This is a genomic window from Dendronalium sp. ChiSLP03b, from assembly GCF_034531165.2.
Classification (GTDB): Bacteria; Cyanobacteriota; Cyanobacteriia; order Cyanobacteriales; family Nostocaceae; genus Dendronalium; species Dendronalium minutum.
This window is the reverse complement of the sequence record NZ_JAVRBR020000154.1, coordinates 1-14,998: the sequence shown is the minus strand read 5'-3', so window position 1 is coordinate 14,998 and position 14,998 is coordinate 1. Positions and strand designations below refer to the sequence as shown.

Sequence of the window (14,998 nt, the reverse complement as noted above, 5' to 3'; positions counted from 1 at the left end):
TTAAGAACGCTGACCTAACTGCTGCTTAGTTTCTACTTCTTTTTCAACTATTCAACTTAACTCAGCCTCTAAAAGAAGTTGAGTAACTTTCTCTTGCCTTCTATTCATTGCTGCTAAATGCCAATTAGTCCAAACTCAAGTCCTGAAGGTTTAGAAGATTTAGTACGAGTACTAATAAATATCCTTTCAATATAAACATATTCAGCGATTATTATAAGGATAAAGTGCATCGCTCAATTTAGAAAATCAAATGATATCAAATCCGTGAGTAAAAGGTTTCAATAGCCAGTGCTGCGTAGCTTTATTGCCCGGTCAAAGTAAGCGCGATCGCTGTAATCAAATTTTTATTAATTTGTTTTCTTACTTGCAGCCTAATTCAATTATCTTTAAATTTACAATGAGGTAATTTCAGGTGCTTTTGTTACCGAGTAATCCCAGATTCGCTTGAAATTTTCTTTTCGAGATTTTCGGTGCGTTAAGACGTTCCATCCATAACGTACCCTACCAAATTAAAGTTAATGTGAAGCGGGTTTTTCGACTTGTGTAGACCGTAGCTTAAAAAGGGGTTTTTATATAGTCAGTTTGTAGTAAAGGCTTAAACACTTAAATAAGGGTTTAAGCGTTCGCTACGAGCTAAGAGTGTATTTATGCAGATTTGATGAGTTGGCGATCGCCAGTCAATAAATTAGCCCACTTGTTCTAAATACTGGTTAACATCTTCAATCAGCCGAGTAAGTTCCGCTTCTGTAGTCAAGCGAATGCTGACATCGCGCACAGTTAGTAGAACTTTGGCAGCAAAGGGTGTAGGCCAAATATTTGGATTACAGAAAATTTCTACAAAGACTTCACCAGTGTAACGATATTCTAAGGGAGGCTGGGGAGTGGCTTTAGTGCCTGGAGTTGCTTTAGCACTGACAGCTTTCAGCCGTTCCATCAATTGAGCGATCGCTGCCTTTAATTCTCGTGCTGCCTGGGGTGAAAAACTAAAAGAGACAGAACCTTCAACTAGGTTAAGTGTGAGAGGAGTCGAAGCCATGATTTATTGAATAAAACTTCTTGATAATTACCTATGTTACCTAAATAGGTAGTCTAGACTCGTGCATTCAGGCTATCACCTAATATTTACAGCAACCTCATGAAGCCTTTATGGTACTGAAAACTAAGCCCAAAGCTCTAATTCACTCAGCAGTGGCCTTTGCCGAACAGTTACGGATAACCTGTCGCAATCATTTGTTGTGGGCATACAACGAATGCTATCTGTTACTACTAGAAAAATACATACAGGCAAAACTGCGCCAATCACAGCGCATTCCTAAATACGGCTGGCATAATCAAAGCCTATTTAGTCGTTTGCCAAAATGGCTGGTTGTTGCTAAAAATCGCCCTAGTGTACTGACTGCGATCGCCAAACTCAAGTGTGAAAAACTCTAGATAGGACGATCCAATTCATCATCCGTATTGCCTGCTTGAACTTTCAGTTGTAATGTGTTGAGGCCAGTGGTGTTCATCCGCCATTTTGGGCAGATACCAAGACTTGCCACTCGTTATGCCAAGATCGGTCATGGGGATTTTTGTAAGGCGCGATCTCAAGTTATGGTGGCGATCCTGTTGGTGATGCAGGTGGACTAGCTGCTGGAATCGATCGCTGCTGTTGGTAAAAGCCAAGAACTTTTTGGACGTAGGCAGCACTGAAGCCTCGATCGCAGCCTGTATAGTTGCCAGTCATCCACCAACAAGCTACGCCATGCACAGCTTTAGTTTCATTGTTGCTAGTAGTGCGAAATTGGTTGTTTAACTCACGACGTGTGATACAGGATACAACAAAGCGTGCGGTTACGGGGCTATTTTCAAACTGCGTAGGTGTTAATTCCCGTTTGAGACAATATTTTGACCAAGCTTTGAGGGTTTCTGGTTTGATTTGCCATTGACTGTAAAGTCCATCGTTTTCGATGCCTGTTTGCGGTGCAGCCTGTCGCAGCGCCTCTACCATTGCTGCTACTTGAGCATTAGAAACCAACTGTTGTGCTTGAACTAATAATGACGGTAGCCCGCAACTGACAACCACTCCACACATCAGTAATGGTATGGGATTTTTCCTCATGACTGTGGATTTTTAAACACCATGACGTAGCATACTATATCTTCACATTCAGCAATCAATATTCCATTGAAAAAGTCTGATATCTAGCCATTCAGGCAGACTTATGTCTCTATTAGACCTGTGCAGCCACCAATACTTGGGCTACGGTCAATTTTATCTGTATTCTGCGATCGGGCTGGACTATCTGAAACTGCCGTCCGCTGACCAAGGTAAACAAATCGAGAGATTGTGATTACCAAATCTGCGACATAGCTATGGTCACCCACCTGAAGACCAGCGTACAGGCAACAGCGCGCCCAGGCTAGAAACCACAGCTAACCCACCTATGCCAAACATTGCCCAACATACCAAGCCTTCAAGCGGATTCACCACCCGCGCGGTGGTTATCGGTTGCTTAGGGTCGTAACGTATCACCACCATGTGACCGTTACTAGAGCGGTAGGACTCATAATTGCCTGTAAATCGAGTGGGTTCACCGTTAGCTAGAAACTCGATAACTGGCGCATAGGTTTCTGTTTGCTTATTGTTCGTACTGTTGCGCTCGCGACGACTGATGCTATCCACCACCGTACCCCGTGTTTCGTTTAGCGTTGTGCGCTCGTGCGCGACTATGTTACGCACCCAAAAACCACCTCCAATGAACAGCAGTCCAATCGCTAGCCCAATGATTGCGCTAAGTTTCTGGTCAAAGGTACTTTGGTGAGGTTTGAAATTCATGAGTTTGACGATGGCACAATAACAAATTTCATTACAGCATCTCGTATTGCCTCACGAATGCCTCAGCTAACATAATTATTCATTATACTGATATCTTCCATATAATCATTATATACAGGGTACTGATGATGAGTTCGTGACAAGGCGATCGCAGCAATAATCGACTTTTTTATGTTTTTACACCACACCACTACAGAAGAGGATTTGGGGTGATTAGATCGTTGGCGTTGCATAGTTGCGAGATGATTTAGCAACTTCTAAAATTCTCCCCCTGCATCCCCTGCCCTCACAAGTGTAGGTTTTTAATCAAGCAATGAGTAATGACTATAAAACTAACGCTCTAATCATCATTTCTTCTACCCCTACACCCCCACACCCTTACACCCTAAAACCAGGGTTTTAGGAACAAAACGTAAAAAACCTACACCTGTCAGCTTCCCCTGCCTCCCCTGCTTACCCCAATTCATTCCACTGTTATGCAACGCCAGATCGTTTGTGTGTACACCGTAGCTTTTTCAAGCTGGGAGGGTGTAATGTTGGGCGATCGCACCTTTAATGGCATCACGACTTTCATGAGCCGAGGTACGATTATTTTGCTCAATTTCTTCAGCTTCCTCAGCTAAAGATTCATCCTTAATTGCCTGGCGGAACCAGCGTGAATAATCTCCGCGTTGCAGATGGTACAACCAAGTTTCGTCATCAACGCCCTCTGCTATCTGGATGAATAAAATCAGGTTTTGGGCACGGAGATTCAACTTTCCTTGAGAACCTTGGAAGTAAAAGCTTTTATCTTCTTCTAGTTCGCCTTCAGCATATTTACGGGCATGACGACGGCGTTCGCGATGCCCAGGAGCAATGCGAAAGCAGAATGGTTCGGTTTGTTTTCCTCGGAACCAAACGAGTGCTTCTCCTGTTTCCAAGGTTTGGGGGGCAAGTTGTGGCGGACAATCGCCTAAAGCTTCGCAGAATGCTTTGATGTTCTCTTGTGGCGAATTACCGACAGTCACAATAGTATTTATCAATGATAAGCCTGCGGCTGCAACTCGATCGGGATGGACTGTAATTAGCATTATACCCTCAAGTTGTTGGGGCAATGTGAGCGATGCAGGATTCCAGGATGCAGGCATAAGATGGTGTGCTTCGTCTACAACTATCCAGTGAGGACGACCAGTGCGCGATCGCAACTCTAGCAAAGCTGGTAATAGTTCGGCAAAAAATGCAGGACGATCCTCTACAGCAATACCCAACAAGTTAACCACAACATTTTCATAGGGTTTCTCCAGTAAATCCAAGACTTCTGTCAGCCTGGGAGAGCGTTCAGCATCACCCAAAACTACCGCACCCTCAAAGTTTTCGTAATCGCCTTCTGGGTCGATAATGCAAAATTGATATTTTTGCTCAGCAATGCGCTCTAGCACGGCTGTTGCTAAGGTAGACTTTCCTCCCCCAGAAGTGCCAGCTAGTAGGATACTTGAGCCACTTGGCTGAATATTTACCTCAGAATTATCTTTTTTAGTACCCAACAAAATATTGTGTCGTTGCAACTGTTCATCTAATTCTGATAAATCTGAAGCGATGAGTTTATCAATCAGTTCGATAACACCATCACCCCGACTGCTATCAGTCACAAAATCTACACGCTCCTTCAGCATCGGTAAGGCATTGGCAACCGCCACAGAACACTCACACACACTGAGGAAGGCGTGGTCATTTTCTGCATCCCCAACCCCCACAACATTGTGCGGCGACAACTTCATCTCATCCAACGCTGCTGCTAATCCTGCGGCTTTATTGATACCTGAAGGCAGTACCATGACTGCACCTTTATTGAAGATGACTTGCAATTCTAGCCCTAAATCACGGATGGTTTCCAAGACTGCGGTTTCTTGGGGATGCCAAGTGGCGACAATTACGCGACCAACTGAGAGGGGATTAACTTGGCGATCGCGCAATGCTTTAATAAACTCTGTTGGTGCTGGTTCGCCTAATAACTTCTCCTGACGAGAAGCTGGACAGTATAGTAAAGCACCGTTTTCTGCTACCACATAATCAAACAAATCGATTTGCTCAAAAACTTGCAGCAAATCATCTAGCTCCCTACCTGTAACCAAGATTAGTTTGCGACCAGAAGCCCGCAGTTGTTTCAATGCCGTCAAAGTATCCTTTGTTACACGACTATCTGCGGCTATTGTGCCATCGTAGTCAGTGGCTAATGCAAAGTAACGCATGGGACAGGAGAAAATTTGCTTTTTTTGCTTATTTTATAGAATTACTTGGGTTAGTGGCTTTGTTTATCCAACTTGAGAGATAAAAATTGACCCTCGCAAGAACGATAAGCGACTTACAACGAAGTTTGAGAGTATGGTAACTTTAGAGGCCCGGAGTAATGTTAAGTATCATGTACATCCCAAATGCCTTTCGAGAAGAAGACATTGATAAACTGGTAGCGTTTATGCGTGCCAATAGTTTTGCCACACTGGTATTAAATAAAGTTAACTCAAACCCTCTTCCCTTCTGCCTTCTGCCTTCTGCCTTGCTTGAACGATAAATCTTCACGCCGACCTACTTATTAGCTAATGCCATACTTAACTTCCGCCAGCGAAATTCGCGCCATTGTCGCTGAATATACCACAGCTAAAACCCTGTGGATAGATACAGAAGTAGCTGAATATAAAAGTCGTAATCCCAGATTGTCGCTGATTCAGGTGTTGGATGACCCCGAAGATATGAGTGGCGATCGCGTTTACATTTTGGATGTTCTTGAGCAGCCAGATTTGATAGTTCACTTTGTTGAGCAAATTATGTTCAATCCGGCTATTGAAAAAGTATTTCACAACGCTAATTACGATGTAAAATTACTGGGTAATAAAAAAGCCAAAAATATTACTTGTACTTTAGAAATAGCTAAAAAAATTCCCTACTATCTCTTACCTCTACCTAACTATCAACTCCAAACTCTAGCTACAACCTTGTGTAACTTTAACTATATTGACAAACAAGAACAAAGCAGCGATTGGGGACAGCGGCCTTTAACCGATGAACAAATAGAATATGCTTACTTAGACTGCATTTATCTTGCTCAAATACACAGTCGTTTGTTAGAATTACAAGCAGAAAGTAGCCTAGACCCAGAAAACGAAGATTTAATCACACTTGGTGCAAGATATACTCAAATTGAGGAACAGTGGAAGCTGTTAAATTCAGAATTTGAGCATTTGCAAGAGCGAGTTAAAAAAGCTATGCAAGCTCAAAATGTATCAGAAACTTCATTTTGTAAGCTGACTGGTTACGAGCGTAAAACTGTAAAAGTCCAGTTTACAGAATTAGTTAGAATAGTACAAACCCAAAGCATTAATTTAGATTTCCCTGTGACGCTGACTCAGAAACTTCAAAAAGATTTAGGGCAAAATCTAGAGCAACTTTCTGTAGATATCGACACAAGCACCGCTTGGCGACTGACTCCCAAAACTCAGGAAAATGAAGATGAGAGTGACTAGATATTCCAAGTAGCTGAAAGAACAAGTAAATAATCGTTTAATTTTTGAGTAAAAAGTTTAATATAAATTCCAAGTAAATAAATAATTTGATAGAGATAGAAAGTATAACCAAGAACACGAACGAACAAGGCAGGCTGCTCAGGAAATACCTTTCATATCGATCTATAGTGCAAAGTTTGATACTTAATAATTTATTATTTAAATTTCCCGGTTAATCTAGCAAATAAGTGTTAATTAAACCTAGGAGAGATCGGGTAGTCATGTTAATGAGCTTGGTACATCTACGAAAAGTTAGAATCAATCTTTAAGCCAAGAATTAACTAAAGATAGATCTAATTTTATCCAGGTGTAATGGCGGTTTAGAGCAAATTATGAAACTGGGGTTATTTGGGCAAAAGCGGGTGAGGGTTAAAAGAACATTGACTATAGTTTTAGTTACCGCATTGAGCGCAATTACTAGCGTTTCTTGCAGTAATGATAAAGATGTATTGGTAACAGAAATAGGAGTGACTCCTCCCAGCCGTCGTGCAGTTAGAACATCCCAAGCTGGGAAATTATATCTTCAAGGACAGAGTCAGCACGTCAAAGGCAACTCGCAAGCTGCGATCGCTTCTTATACTAAAGCGATTAACCTGAATCCTGATTATAGTGCTGCCTACAAAGGTCGGGGACTAGCTCACTTTGACATGGGAGACAAACAAAAAGCGATCGCAGATTACAACGAAGCTATTCGCCTCTCTCCCAACGATGCCGAAGCTTACAACAGTCGAGGAAATGCCCGCGCTGCCTTGGGAGATAATAGAGGAGCGATCGCAGATTACAACGAAGCCGTTCGCCTTTCGCCCAACTACGCCGAAGCCTACAATAACCGAGCAAATGCTCGTTCAACCCTAGGAGACAGAAATGGGGCGATAGAAGATTACAACCAAGCCATTCTTCTCGACTCCAGATCGGTCATTGCCTACAATAACCGAGGAAATGCCCGCGCTGCTCAAGGAGATAAACAAGGGGCGATCGCGGATTACACTGAAGCCATTCGCCTCAATCGCAACTTTGGACCTGCCTACAATAACCGAGGCAATGCTCGTGCTGCTCAAGGAGACAAACAAGGAGCGATTGAAGACTTGCAAAAAGCAGCAGCCATTTTCCAAAGTCAAAATAACAACGACTTGTATCAAGAAGTGATGAATAACATTAAAGAACTCAAGTGAAGCGTGAAGTAGAAAATTTTTGGCGTTGCTGAGTGAATGTATAAATTTGCCTCATACAGAGGCCCAGAGAATAACTAGATATTGCTGTGTGACTATTATCTTCATCTGGTAACGGTAGATCGTATTTATCATAAGTTTACTCAATGGGGAGAATCATCGCACGCAACTTCTTTTTGCGCCTCCGTATTTATGTATTTTTTACTAATTTACGTAGAAGCGCTGGAAGTCAGTGCAGATGTTGTCAGTGCCTGTGCATGGTGGTGTTGCCAAAAACTGATAATTTGTTCGCCAACCTGTTGAGGATAATAATAGTGAAAGAAATGATGTCCTTTTGGGCATTCCCAGAGGCGATCTTCTGGCTTAAACCAGTTCTGCCAGTCTTGTAATGCCAGAGAATTGACTACTGGATCGCTCTTACTACCGCATACCATCATTGGCATGGAAACCCCACTTTTGGGTAAATTAACTAACCTGAACAGAGAGTGCGGCGAGGGAGATTGTTCTAAATCTTTATCTAAGACAGCCATTAATTTCTTCGTGGTATGAGGTGGTTGTTTGCCAAATAGACTGCGAACGCTGTGTGCTAAAACTTGCTCGCGGCTGATGCTAAAAAGTTGTCGTTGAACGTAATAATGAGCGTGCCAATTGTTGGCTGGTTGAGCAGCTACAGCCAGCAGAGTTAGCGATCGCACTTTTTTAGGGTAGCGACGAGCAAAAGTTAAAGCGATCGCACCCCCCATACCGTGACCTGCTAGATGCAGCGAGTGAGGATACTCTTCTAAAAATTCATACAGCAGTTCCACAGCTAGATCTATCGAACTGGCTTCATCTTTGGTTTGGTGGTATTCCCACTGAGCGACCTTCATACACTTAGATAAGTATTGAAGTAATGGCTTATCAAAACGCGTCAAAATAGGACTAGCATTTAACCAAATAACATCGAATAATTCAGACATAAATACCCATCGTAAGTTATCAGCTAACTCAATAGAGGCACGGTATTACCGTGCCTTTAATTTCTACAAACCAAATTCTGTTTTCAACTGAGTAACCCACGCTTTGACTCGCTCATTCGTGAGGTCAGATTGGTTATCTTCATCAATTGCTAGTCCGACAAACTTGCCGTTCTTCAAGGCTTTAGAGGCCTCAAAATCATATCCTTCTGTTGACCAATAGCCCACAGTTTTACCGCCCCTTTGGGAAATCTTTTCTTCTATAATTCCAATTGCATCCTGAAAATTCTCACCATAGCCCAATTGATCGCCAGTACCAAAATAGGCAACCACTTTACCACTAAAATCTATTTCGTCAAGTTCGGGAAAAAAGCCTTCCCAATCGCTTTGCAGTTCACCGATATTCCAAGTGGGGCAGCCGATAATTAAATATTCATACTCATCAAAATCAGCAGCTTCCGCCTGAGAGATATCGTTTAATGTGACTACATCACCACCAAACTCATCGCGAATAATTTCCGCTACAGATTCAGTTTTGCCAGTTTGAGTACCGTAAAACAAACCAATTTTTTTTGCCATTGTTTATACCTAATATATAGTTTTGTAACGAAAAAACTTACATATCCCCGACCACTAGGGAATCGACTTTGGAGTTTGAATAGCCACGCTTGTCAAGGCGTTACCTCCTGAAACAGTTTGAAAATAGCTGAGACATATAAACTAGCTATTGAATATCTCTCTCAATAAGCTGTGGAATTATCCTATCAGAGTTATTGCAACTTTTTATCACTTATTTTATGTAAAGTTTTATAAAGTTATAGTTTTTTACGACCAAAAAGCTTTTGATAACTAGCTTTTAGGCATTTTTTTATTTTTAGTGAATTAAAATATTTGAGAAAATACAGTTGAGAAATTGCTACTTAATATCAATAAATAGTTTATACTGAATAAGTTATGGAACATCCAATGATTAAATTACTCAATTTCTGCATCCAATACCAGTATCCAATTTCTTCTCCCCCTGCTCCCCCTGCCCCCCTGCTCACCCAAGCGATTGATTATTTTTTTATTTGGAAGTCCCTATGGGTCTGTTGCTGAAATTCCTCTCAACTCAAATAGCTATAAATACTCAAGCTAGAGTTACACGCAATCAGGAAGTCTATAGATTAGAAATTGGGTAATGCGATCGCAAAATTATCAAAGGGACAACAAGACTTATGTCAAACTTTGAGATATTTGCCTATTCCCAAAGTGCTATTCATCAAGGCATTCCGGTCTAACTAGATAACAAAAAAAGATTAATTGTAAAGCGATATTACAAACCTTTCAAAAATATTTAGAAATTGTCTACAAGCCAAACATGGCTCTAAGGTAGAACCTATAGGAGAGACTTGAGGCAAATGTGATGAACAAGAATAATATTCAAAACTATCGGTTTGTCTGTACCCTGACATTCGGTGATATTTACGGTCAAATAATTGTTTGGTTAATCACAATTACTATAAGTTTGGCATCAGCCTTGGCGTTGATGGGTGCTAGACGACCAGTTTATGCCTTAGCAACGGTGGGACTCGTCGTTCTGCTATCGCTGCCTTTCTTGCTATTTGCATTTGTCACTACATTATTGAATCATATTGAGCTTGTTTCTGTAGAACCTGGAGTCAAGACCGAACCCATACCGGGTAACGTTTCCCAACAACAACCTATACAAGCAGCTGGTTAAGGAGTTAGAAGGCAGGAGGCAGAAGGCAGGAGGCAGAAGGTGAAGCAGTCGCAGTCTTGGCGCTTTGCGTCGATTGCGAACTGCTGAACCCGCAGGGCAGAAGGCAGGAGTTATTATTTTTCCCCTTGTCTCCCCGAAGTTCGCCCGGAGAGCAATCTTCCTTGCGACTTCTCTCCTTGTCCCCCTCATCTCCCTTGTCTCCTTCATCTCCCCATCTTCCCTGTCTCTAGGCAGGGAATTTTTTTGTAGAGACGCGATCGCACTCTGACAAGCAACCTGATGAATCACATCTCTACAATAGAACAGCAGTCATTTGCAATCGGGGTCTAACTATGCTTGAACATGATGTGATTATTGTCGGAGGTGGGTTGGCGGGATGCCGCGCCGCTGTGGAAATTGCCCGAACTGACCCTAGGTTAAATATTGCTGTGGTTGCCAAAACCCATCCAATTCGTTCTCACTCGGTTGCTGCCCAAGGTGGTATGGCAGCGTCACTGAAAAATGTCGATTCAGAAGACAGTTGGGAGGCACATGCTTTTGATACTGTCAAGGGTTCTGACTACTTGGCAGATCAAGATGCCGTAGAGATTCTTGCCAAAGAAGCGCCAGATGTGGTAATTGACCTAGAACACATGGGCGTTTTGTTCTCCCGCTTGAGCGATGGTCGCATTGCCCAACGTGCTTTTGGCGGACATTCCCACAACCGCACTTGCTACGCCGCTGATAAAACTGGTCACGCGATTTTGCACGAGTTGGTTAACAATTTACGGCGTTATGGCGTACAAGTTTATGAAGAGTGGTACGTAATGCGTCTAATTTTGTCAGAAAATGAGGCCAAGGGTGTGGTGATGTACCGTCTCTTGGATGGGCAGATAGAAGTATTGCGGGCAAAGGCGGTGATGTTTGCCACTGGAGGCTATGGTCGCGTTTATAACACTACCTCCAATGATTATGCTTCTACAGGTGATGGTTTAGCAATGACTGCGATCGCCGGTTTGCCTTTGGAAGATATGGAATTTGTGCAATTTCATCCCACTGGCTTGTATCCAGTAGGAGTGCTGATTTCGGAAGCAGTGCGCGGAGAAGGGGCGTATCTGATTAATTCCGAAGGCGATCGCTTTATGAAAAACTATGCACCCAGCCGCATGGAACTGGCTCCTCGCGATATTACCTCAAGAGCGATCGCTTATGAAATTCGGGCTGGGCGCGGTATTCATCCCGATGGTAGTGCAGGCGGGCCTTTTGTCTATCTCGATCTGCGGCACATGGGCAAAGAAAAAATTATGAGTCGCGTTCCCTTTTGTTGGGAAGAAGCACACCGCTTAGTAGGTGTTGATGCAGTGACTCAACCCATGCCAGTACGCCCCACAATTCACTATTGTATGGGTGGTATCCCAGTGAATACTGATGGTCGAGTTCGTAGTAGTGGTGATGGTTTAGTTGATGGCTTCTTTGCCGCTGGCGAAACGTCTTGTGTTTCCGTTCATGGTGCCAATCGCTTGGGTAGTAATTCTTTATTAGAGTGTGTAGTTTATGGTAAGCGGACTGGGGCGGCGATCGCTCAATATGTGCAAAAACGTAAGTTACCTGCTGTAGAAGAGCAGCATTATATCACAGAAGCCCAACAACAAATCCAAGCCTTGCTAGAACAGCCAGGACAATACCGCATTCACCAAATTCGTCAAGCCTTCCAAGATTGCATGACTAATTACTGCGGCGTTTTCCGCACTGAAGAATTAATGCGTCAGGGTTTGCAACAACTCAAAGAATTACAACAGCAATATCCACAAATTTACTTAGATGATAAAGGCAGTTGCTGGAATACAGAAATCGTAGAAGCTTTGGAATTGCGGAGTTTGATGGTAGTAGGGCAAACTATTTTAGCATCAGCCCTGAATCGCCAAGAAAGTCGCGGCGCTCACTTCCGGGAGGATTATTCGCAGCGAGATGATGTCAACTTCCTTAAACACACAATGGCTTACTATTCACCAGCAGGTATTGATATTCAGTATCGTCCAGTAGCGATTACCATGTTTGAGCCAAAGGAGCGAAAGTATTAGTCATTATATATTTTTGGCAAACCTATAAGGTGCTGAACTTGAACGGATATGTCGACAAAGGCTAGAGGAGCAATAGTACCTGTAGTTAGTGTCACTTCGGTTGTGTATTGTCCATTTTTTAAATCTCGAAATACTTGCAATTGATACCAATTCACAATTCGCAATTCGCAATTTGCAATTAAAAAACTTAGATGCAGCAAGGCTTTCAGGGTTTACATCTGTTTCATAATTTTAGTGAATTGGTATGAGGATTCTTCAGATTGACAACCCAATATTCAGCAATACCTGCTTCAACGTAGATATCTTTTTTCTCACCTAAGTTTTTGCTTAGGGTAGCTTTAGATAATTCGATAATCCAGAAGATATCTTCAGGGTAGGGATAATGTTCTAAGCAATACTCCGGACAAAATTATGCAGCAATAACACCGTAAGAACGTAAGTTTTGGTAGTTAGGATGGGATTTAATTACAGTCGGGGAGAGTCTTAACGTTGAAATAAAGGTGTCGAGCAAATGGTCATTGAGTGCGCGTCGTTTGACACTCGCCATTGAAAGAAGGCCACTGTGCTTACTGCTTGTCTGCGCGGCGTAACCATCCCTGGTACTTGCTGTTTCTGGTTTTCCTTCTGATTATACTTTCCCCGTAGTAACAAAAGAGGGATTAGAAATTGAAGTATTAGGTTCAAAGACTTATTCATCTCCCTTGTCCTCCTTATCTCCTGATTGCAACTCGAGATAAATCTATTTAGAGTCTCGGCCACCGCTTGTTCTGTTTACATTGGCAGGAGTACCCATACCGGGTTGAGAAAAAGATTCATCTACTTCTTCTAGAGTCAGGTTGACTTTCGCTCGTACAGGCGTTCCATCGGGCAGAAACATAGTCAGACTATAATTAAGGGTTTTTACAAAACAACGTAAATACTGCTGAGCGCCCCAGGTAAATATATAAACTGGTGGACGTTTCTTTGCACCTGAGCCAGCTTCGGCAAAGCTAACAGCTTTTTCAAATTTTTTCAGATGTGTGAGAACGCTACTCCCAGCTTCATATGTATCAAGTATGATGTTGCCAATTGTCAGACTGCAAGGTTCTGGATAAGCGAAGCTGACTTTTGGCAATCCTTTATCAGTGCGGGCAGCCCCTTCCTTATTCACAGTAAATTGCCGTGAGAAGTCTAACTGAATCGGGTTGAACATAAATTCGATGTCTGGTGCCGCTCCTTCTAAGGCAATAAGTTTGGCTTTAACTAGACTAGTTGTCATGGCGTTTTCTATAGATTAAAATATGCTTTTTGTAATTCAAAAAATAGCTTGAACTTTTACCAAGGTAGGCGACCTGAATAATTTTTACCTCGCCGCTCTTGCTCTATCTCCAACCGCTGTTGGAGCATTTTGTAAATTTCTCTTGCTAACAATTCTAAATTTTCGTATTCATCTTCTGGTAATTCATTAGTAATAGTTACTTCATTATCAGTCTCCTCTATGGTCTGTACTGATATAGAACTAGAAGGCTCAGTGTATGCCTGAATAACTTTATTAGAACTACTAGATTTTGGGTAATGAGTTTTTGGTTGGGATTGACTGTGATATGACTGAGGGGATGCGATATATGTAAATTCACGCTTCTCGTTTGGAAGGGGTTGTATAACTATTGTCGGGCTATTCTCAACTGCTGTACTCTCACCCAGTAATTCAGCAATACTAGACCATGAGTTTGGTATGTCTTTCATGGGAGATTTTTGAATATGGTTAGACAAAGAAGGAAAGGAGACAGGGGTAGATGTATCCGGTGAGGCTGTTTCATCTGCAAAAGTAGATGTGAGAAAGTTAGACGTTTGAGACAGGGGGCTGAAAATTGATATTTTTTTCAATACTGTAGGTAATTGGGGAATTTCTGAACTATGATTAGGATGTTGTATTTCTTTTTTCGATTGAATAAAAGGAGTTTCAGCTTCTAATATAACTGGCATACTTTTAGAGATAAATGCTATATTTTGAGATGAATTTTTTACGCTATTAATCTCTGGTAATGTTTCTACAATTGAGGAAGAATCTATACTTTCAATTTGAGGCTGGATAATTATTGATTCTGGGTAAGTTGCTGACGTAGCTGTAGGAGTTAACGCTACATCCTGAGATGAAGTTGGTACGTTATTAATCTCTGGTACTTTTTCTGCGGTTGAGACAGAATTTTCGCTCTTTAATTTAGGTTGTATAACTGTTGATTCTGGATGATTCGCTGACGTAGTTGTAGAAGCGATCGCTACATTCTGAGATGAAGTTAATACGTTATTAATCTTTGGTAATCCTTCTATGTCTGAAACAGAATTTTTGCTTTCAATTTGAGGTTGGATAACTGTTAATTCTGTGTCAGCTGTTGTCGGTGTATTTGTAGAGGCGATCGCTACGTTTTGAAATGAAGCTGTTATGTTATTAATTTCTAGTGATGTTTCTATATTTAAGAAAGAATCTGTGCTGTCAAATTGAGGCTGGATAATTGTTGATTCTGGATGAGCATTTGCTGACGGAGTTATAGGAGCGATCGCTGTATTTTGAGATGAAATTGGTACTTTATTAATCTCTGGTACTTTTTCTACAGTTGAAACAGAATCTCTGCTTTCAATTTGAGATTGAATAACTGTTGATTCTGGATGATTCACTGACGGAGTTGTAGAGGCGATCGCTGCATTTGTAGATAAAGTTGATACGCTATTAATCTCTGGTACTTTTTCTACAGTTGA

Annotated in this window: 16 protein-coding genes and 1 pseudogene; 7 read left to right on the top strand and 10 right to left on the bottom strand. The window is 41.9% G+C overall.

Annotated elements, in window-relative coordinates; genetic code table 11:
• Positions 1-685 precede the first annotated feature (685 nt).
• The gene (locus tag RMY31_RS36060) at positions 686-1,036 is read right to left on the bottom strand and encodes a hypothetical protein (protein ID WP_322667103.1); all 351 of its coding nucleotides are present in this window, start codon (positions 1,034-1,036) and stop codon (positions 686-688) included.
• A gap of 110 nt (positions 1,037-1,146) precedes the next feature.
• Here RMY31_RS36060 and RMY31_RS36055 point away from each other — a divergent pair, with 110 nt between their 5' ends.
• Positions 1,147-1,431 (top strand): hypothetical protein, encoded by a 285-nt coding sequence (locus RMY31_RS36055; RefSeq protein WP_322667105.1) that lies wholly within the window; start codon positions 1,147-1,149, stop codon positions 1,429-1,431.
• Between the two features lie 160 nt (positions 1,432-1,591).
• Here RMY31_RS36055 and RMY31_RS36050 read toward each other — a convergent pair whose 3' ends face one another.
• Positions 1,592-2,101: a hypothetical protein gene (locus tag RMY31_RS36050; RefSeq protein WP_322667108.1), complete on the bottom strand. Its 510-nt coding sequence runs from the start codon at positions 2,099-2,101 to the stop codon at positions 1,592-1,594.
• A gap of 103 nt (positions 2,102-2,204) precedes the next feature.
• Between RMY31_RS36050 and RMY31_RS36045 the strand changes: the two genes are divergently transcribed.
• Positions 2,205-2,333: a hypothetical protein gene (locus RMY31_RS36045; protein ID WP_409879668.1), complete on the top strand. Its 129-nt coding sequence runs from the start codon at positions 2,205-2,207 to the stop codon at positions 2,331-2,333.
• Between the two features lie 26 nt (positions 2,334-2,359).
• On the opposite strand, the gene RMY31_RS36040 is transcribed toward RMY31_RS36045, so the two are convergent.
• Both RMY31_RS36040 and RMY31_RS36035 read right to left on the bottom strand, forming a co-directional pair.
• Positions 2,360-2,818: a DUF3592 domain-containing protein gene (locus tag RMY31_RS36040; RefSeq protein WP_322667111.1), complete on the bottom strand. Its 459-nt coding sequence runs from the start codon at positions 2,816-2,818 to the stop codon at positions 2,360-2,362.
• A gap of 515 nt (positions 2,819-3,333) precedes the next feature.
• Entirely contained in the window at positions 3,334-5,046 is a 1,713-nt protein-coding gene (locus RMY31_RS36035) for an HAD-IIB family hydrolase (RefSeq protein ID WP_322667113.1), read from the bottom strand.
• A 158-nt stretch (positions 5,047-5,204) separates the two neighbouring features.
• Here RMY31_RS36035 and RMY31_RS36030 point away from each other — a divergent pair, with 158 nt between their 5' ends.
• From RMY31_RS36030 to RMY31_RS36020, 3 genes are all read left to right on the top strand, one after another.
• Positions 5,205-5,366, top strand: coding sequence for an FMN-binding negative transcriptional regulator (locus tag RMY31_RS36030; protein ID WP_409879664.1), 162 nt, complete (start codon positions 5,205-5,207; stop codon positions 5,364-5,366).
• 28 nt (positions 5,367-5,394) lie between these two features.
• Positions 5,395-6,315, top strand: coding sequence for a ribonuclease D (locus RMY31_RS36025; RefSeq protein ID WP_322667115.1), 921 nt, complete (start codon positions 5,395-5,397; stop codon positions 6,313-6,315).
• 371 nt (positions 6,316-6,686) lie between these two features.
• A complete protein-coding gene (locus RMY31_RS36020) occupies positions 6,687-7,526 on the top strand; it encodes a tetratricopeptide repeat protein (protein WP_322667117.1) in 840 nt (279 codons plus the stop codon).
• A 206-nt stretch (positions 7,527-7,732) separates the two neighbouring features.
• Here the strand turns inward: RMY31_RS36020 and RMY31_RS36015 are convergent, their stop codons facing one another.
• Together RMY31_RS36015 and fldA are read right to left on the bottom strand one after the other, a co-directional pair.
• Positions 7,733-8,482 (bottom strand): alpha/beta hydrolase, encoded by a 750-nt coding sequence (locus RMY31_RS36015; RefSeq protein ID WP_322667119.1) that lies wholly within the window; start codon positions 8,480-8,482, stop codon positions 7,733-7,735.
• Positions 8,483-8,545: 63 nt separating this feature from the next.
• Positions 8,546-9,058: a flavodoxin FldA gene (fldA, locus tag RMY31_RS36010; protein ID WP_322667121.1), complete on the bottom strand. Its 513-nt coding sequence runs from the start codon at positions 9,056-9,058 to the stop codon at positions 8,546-8,548.
• Between the two features lie 826 nt (positions 9,059-9,884).
• On the opposite strand from fldA, the gene RMY31_RS36005 reads away from it, so the two are divergent.
• Positions 9,885-10,202 carry a hypothetical protein gene (locus tag RMY31_RS36005; RefSeq protein ID WP_322667123.1) on the top strand — a complete coding sequence of 106 codons (318 nt, stop codon included), beginning with the start codon at positions 9,885-9,887 and terminating at the stop codon, positions 10,200-10,202.
• A gap of 332 nt (positions 10,203-10,534) precedes the next feature.
• On the top strand, positions 10,535-12,262 hold the full coding sequence (locus RMY31_RS36000) for a succinate dehydrogenase/fumarate reductase flavoprotein subunit (protein WP_322667125.1): 1,728 nt from the start codon (positions 10,535-10,537) through the stop codon (positions 12,260-12,262).
• On the opposite strand, the pseudogene RMY31_RS35995 reads toward RMY31_RS36000, so the two are convergent.
• From RMY31_RS35995 to RMY31_RS35980, 4 genes and pseudogenes are all read right to left on the bottom strand, one after another.
• A pseudogene (locus tag RMY31_RS35995) lies at positions 12,259-12,405 on the bottom strand (Uma2 family endonuclease); the annotation flags it as partial. The gene RMY31_RS36000 and the pseudogene RMY31_RS35995 overlap by 4 nt on opposite strands.
• A gap of 80 nt (positions 12,406-12,485) precedes the next feature.
• Positions 12,486-12,614 carry a Uma2 family endonuclease gene (locus RMY31_RS35990; protein ID WP_409879672.1) on the bottom strand — a complete coding sequence of 43 codons (129 nt, stop codon included), beginning with the start codon at positions 12,612-12,614 and terminating at the stop codon, positions 12,486-12,488.
• Positions 12,615-13,001: 387 nt separating this feature from the next.
• Positions 13,002-13,520, bottom strand: coding sequence for a hypothetical protein (locus tag RMY31_RS35985; protein WP_322667127.1), 519 nt, complete (start codon positions 13,518-13,520; stop codon positions 13,002-13,004).
• Positions 13,521-13,576: 56 nt separating this feature from the next.
• The coding region (locus RMY31_RS35980; RefSeq protein WP_409879660.1) for a hypothetical protein at positions 13,577-14,998 on the bottom strand (1,422 nt) is incomplete at its 5' end.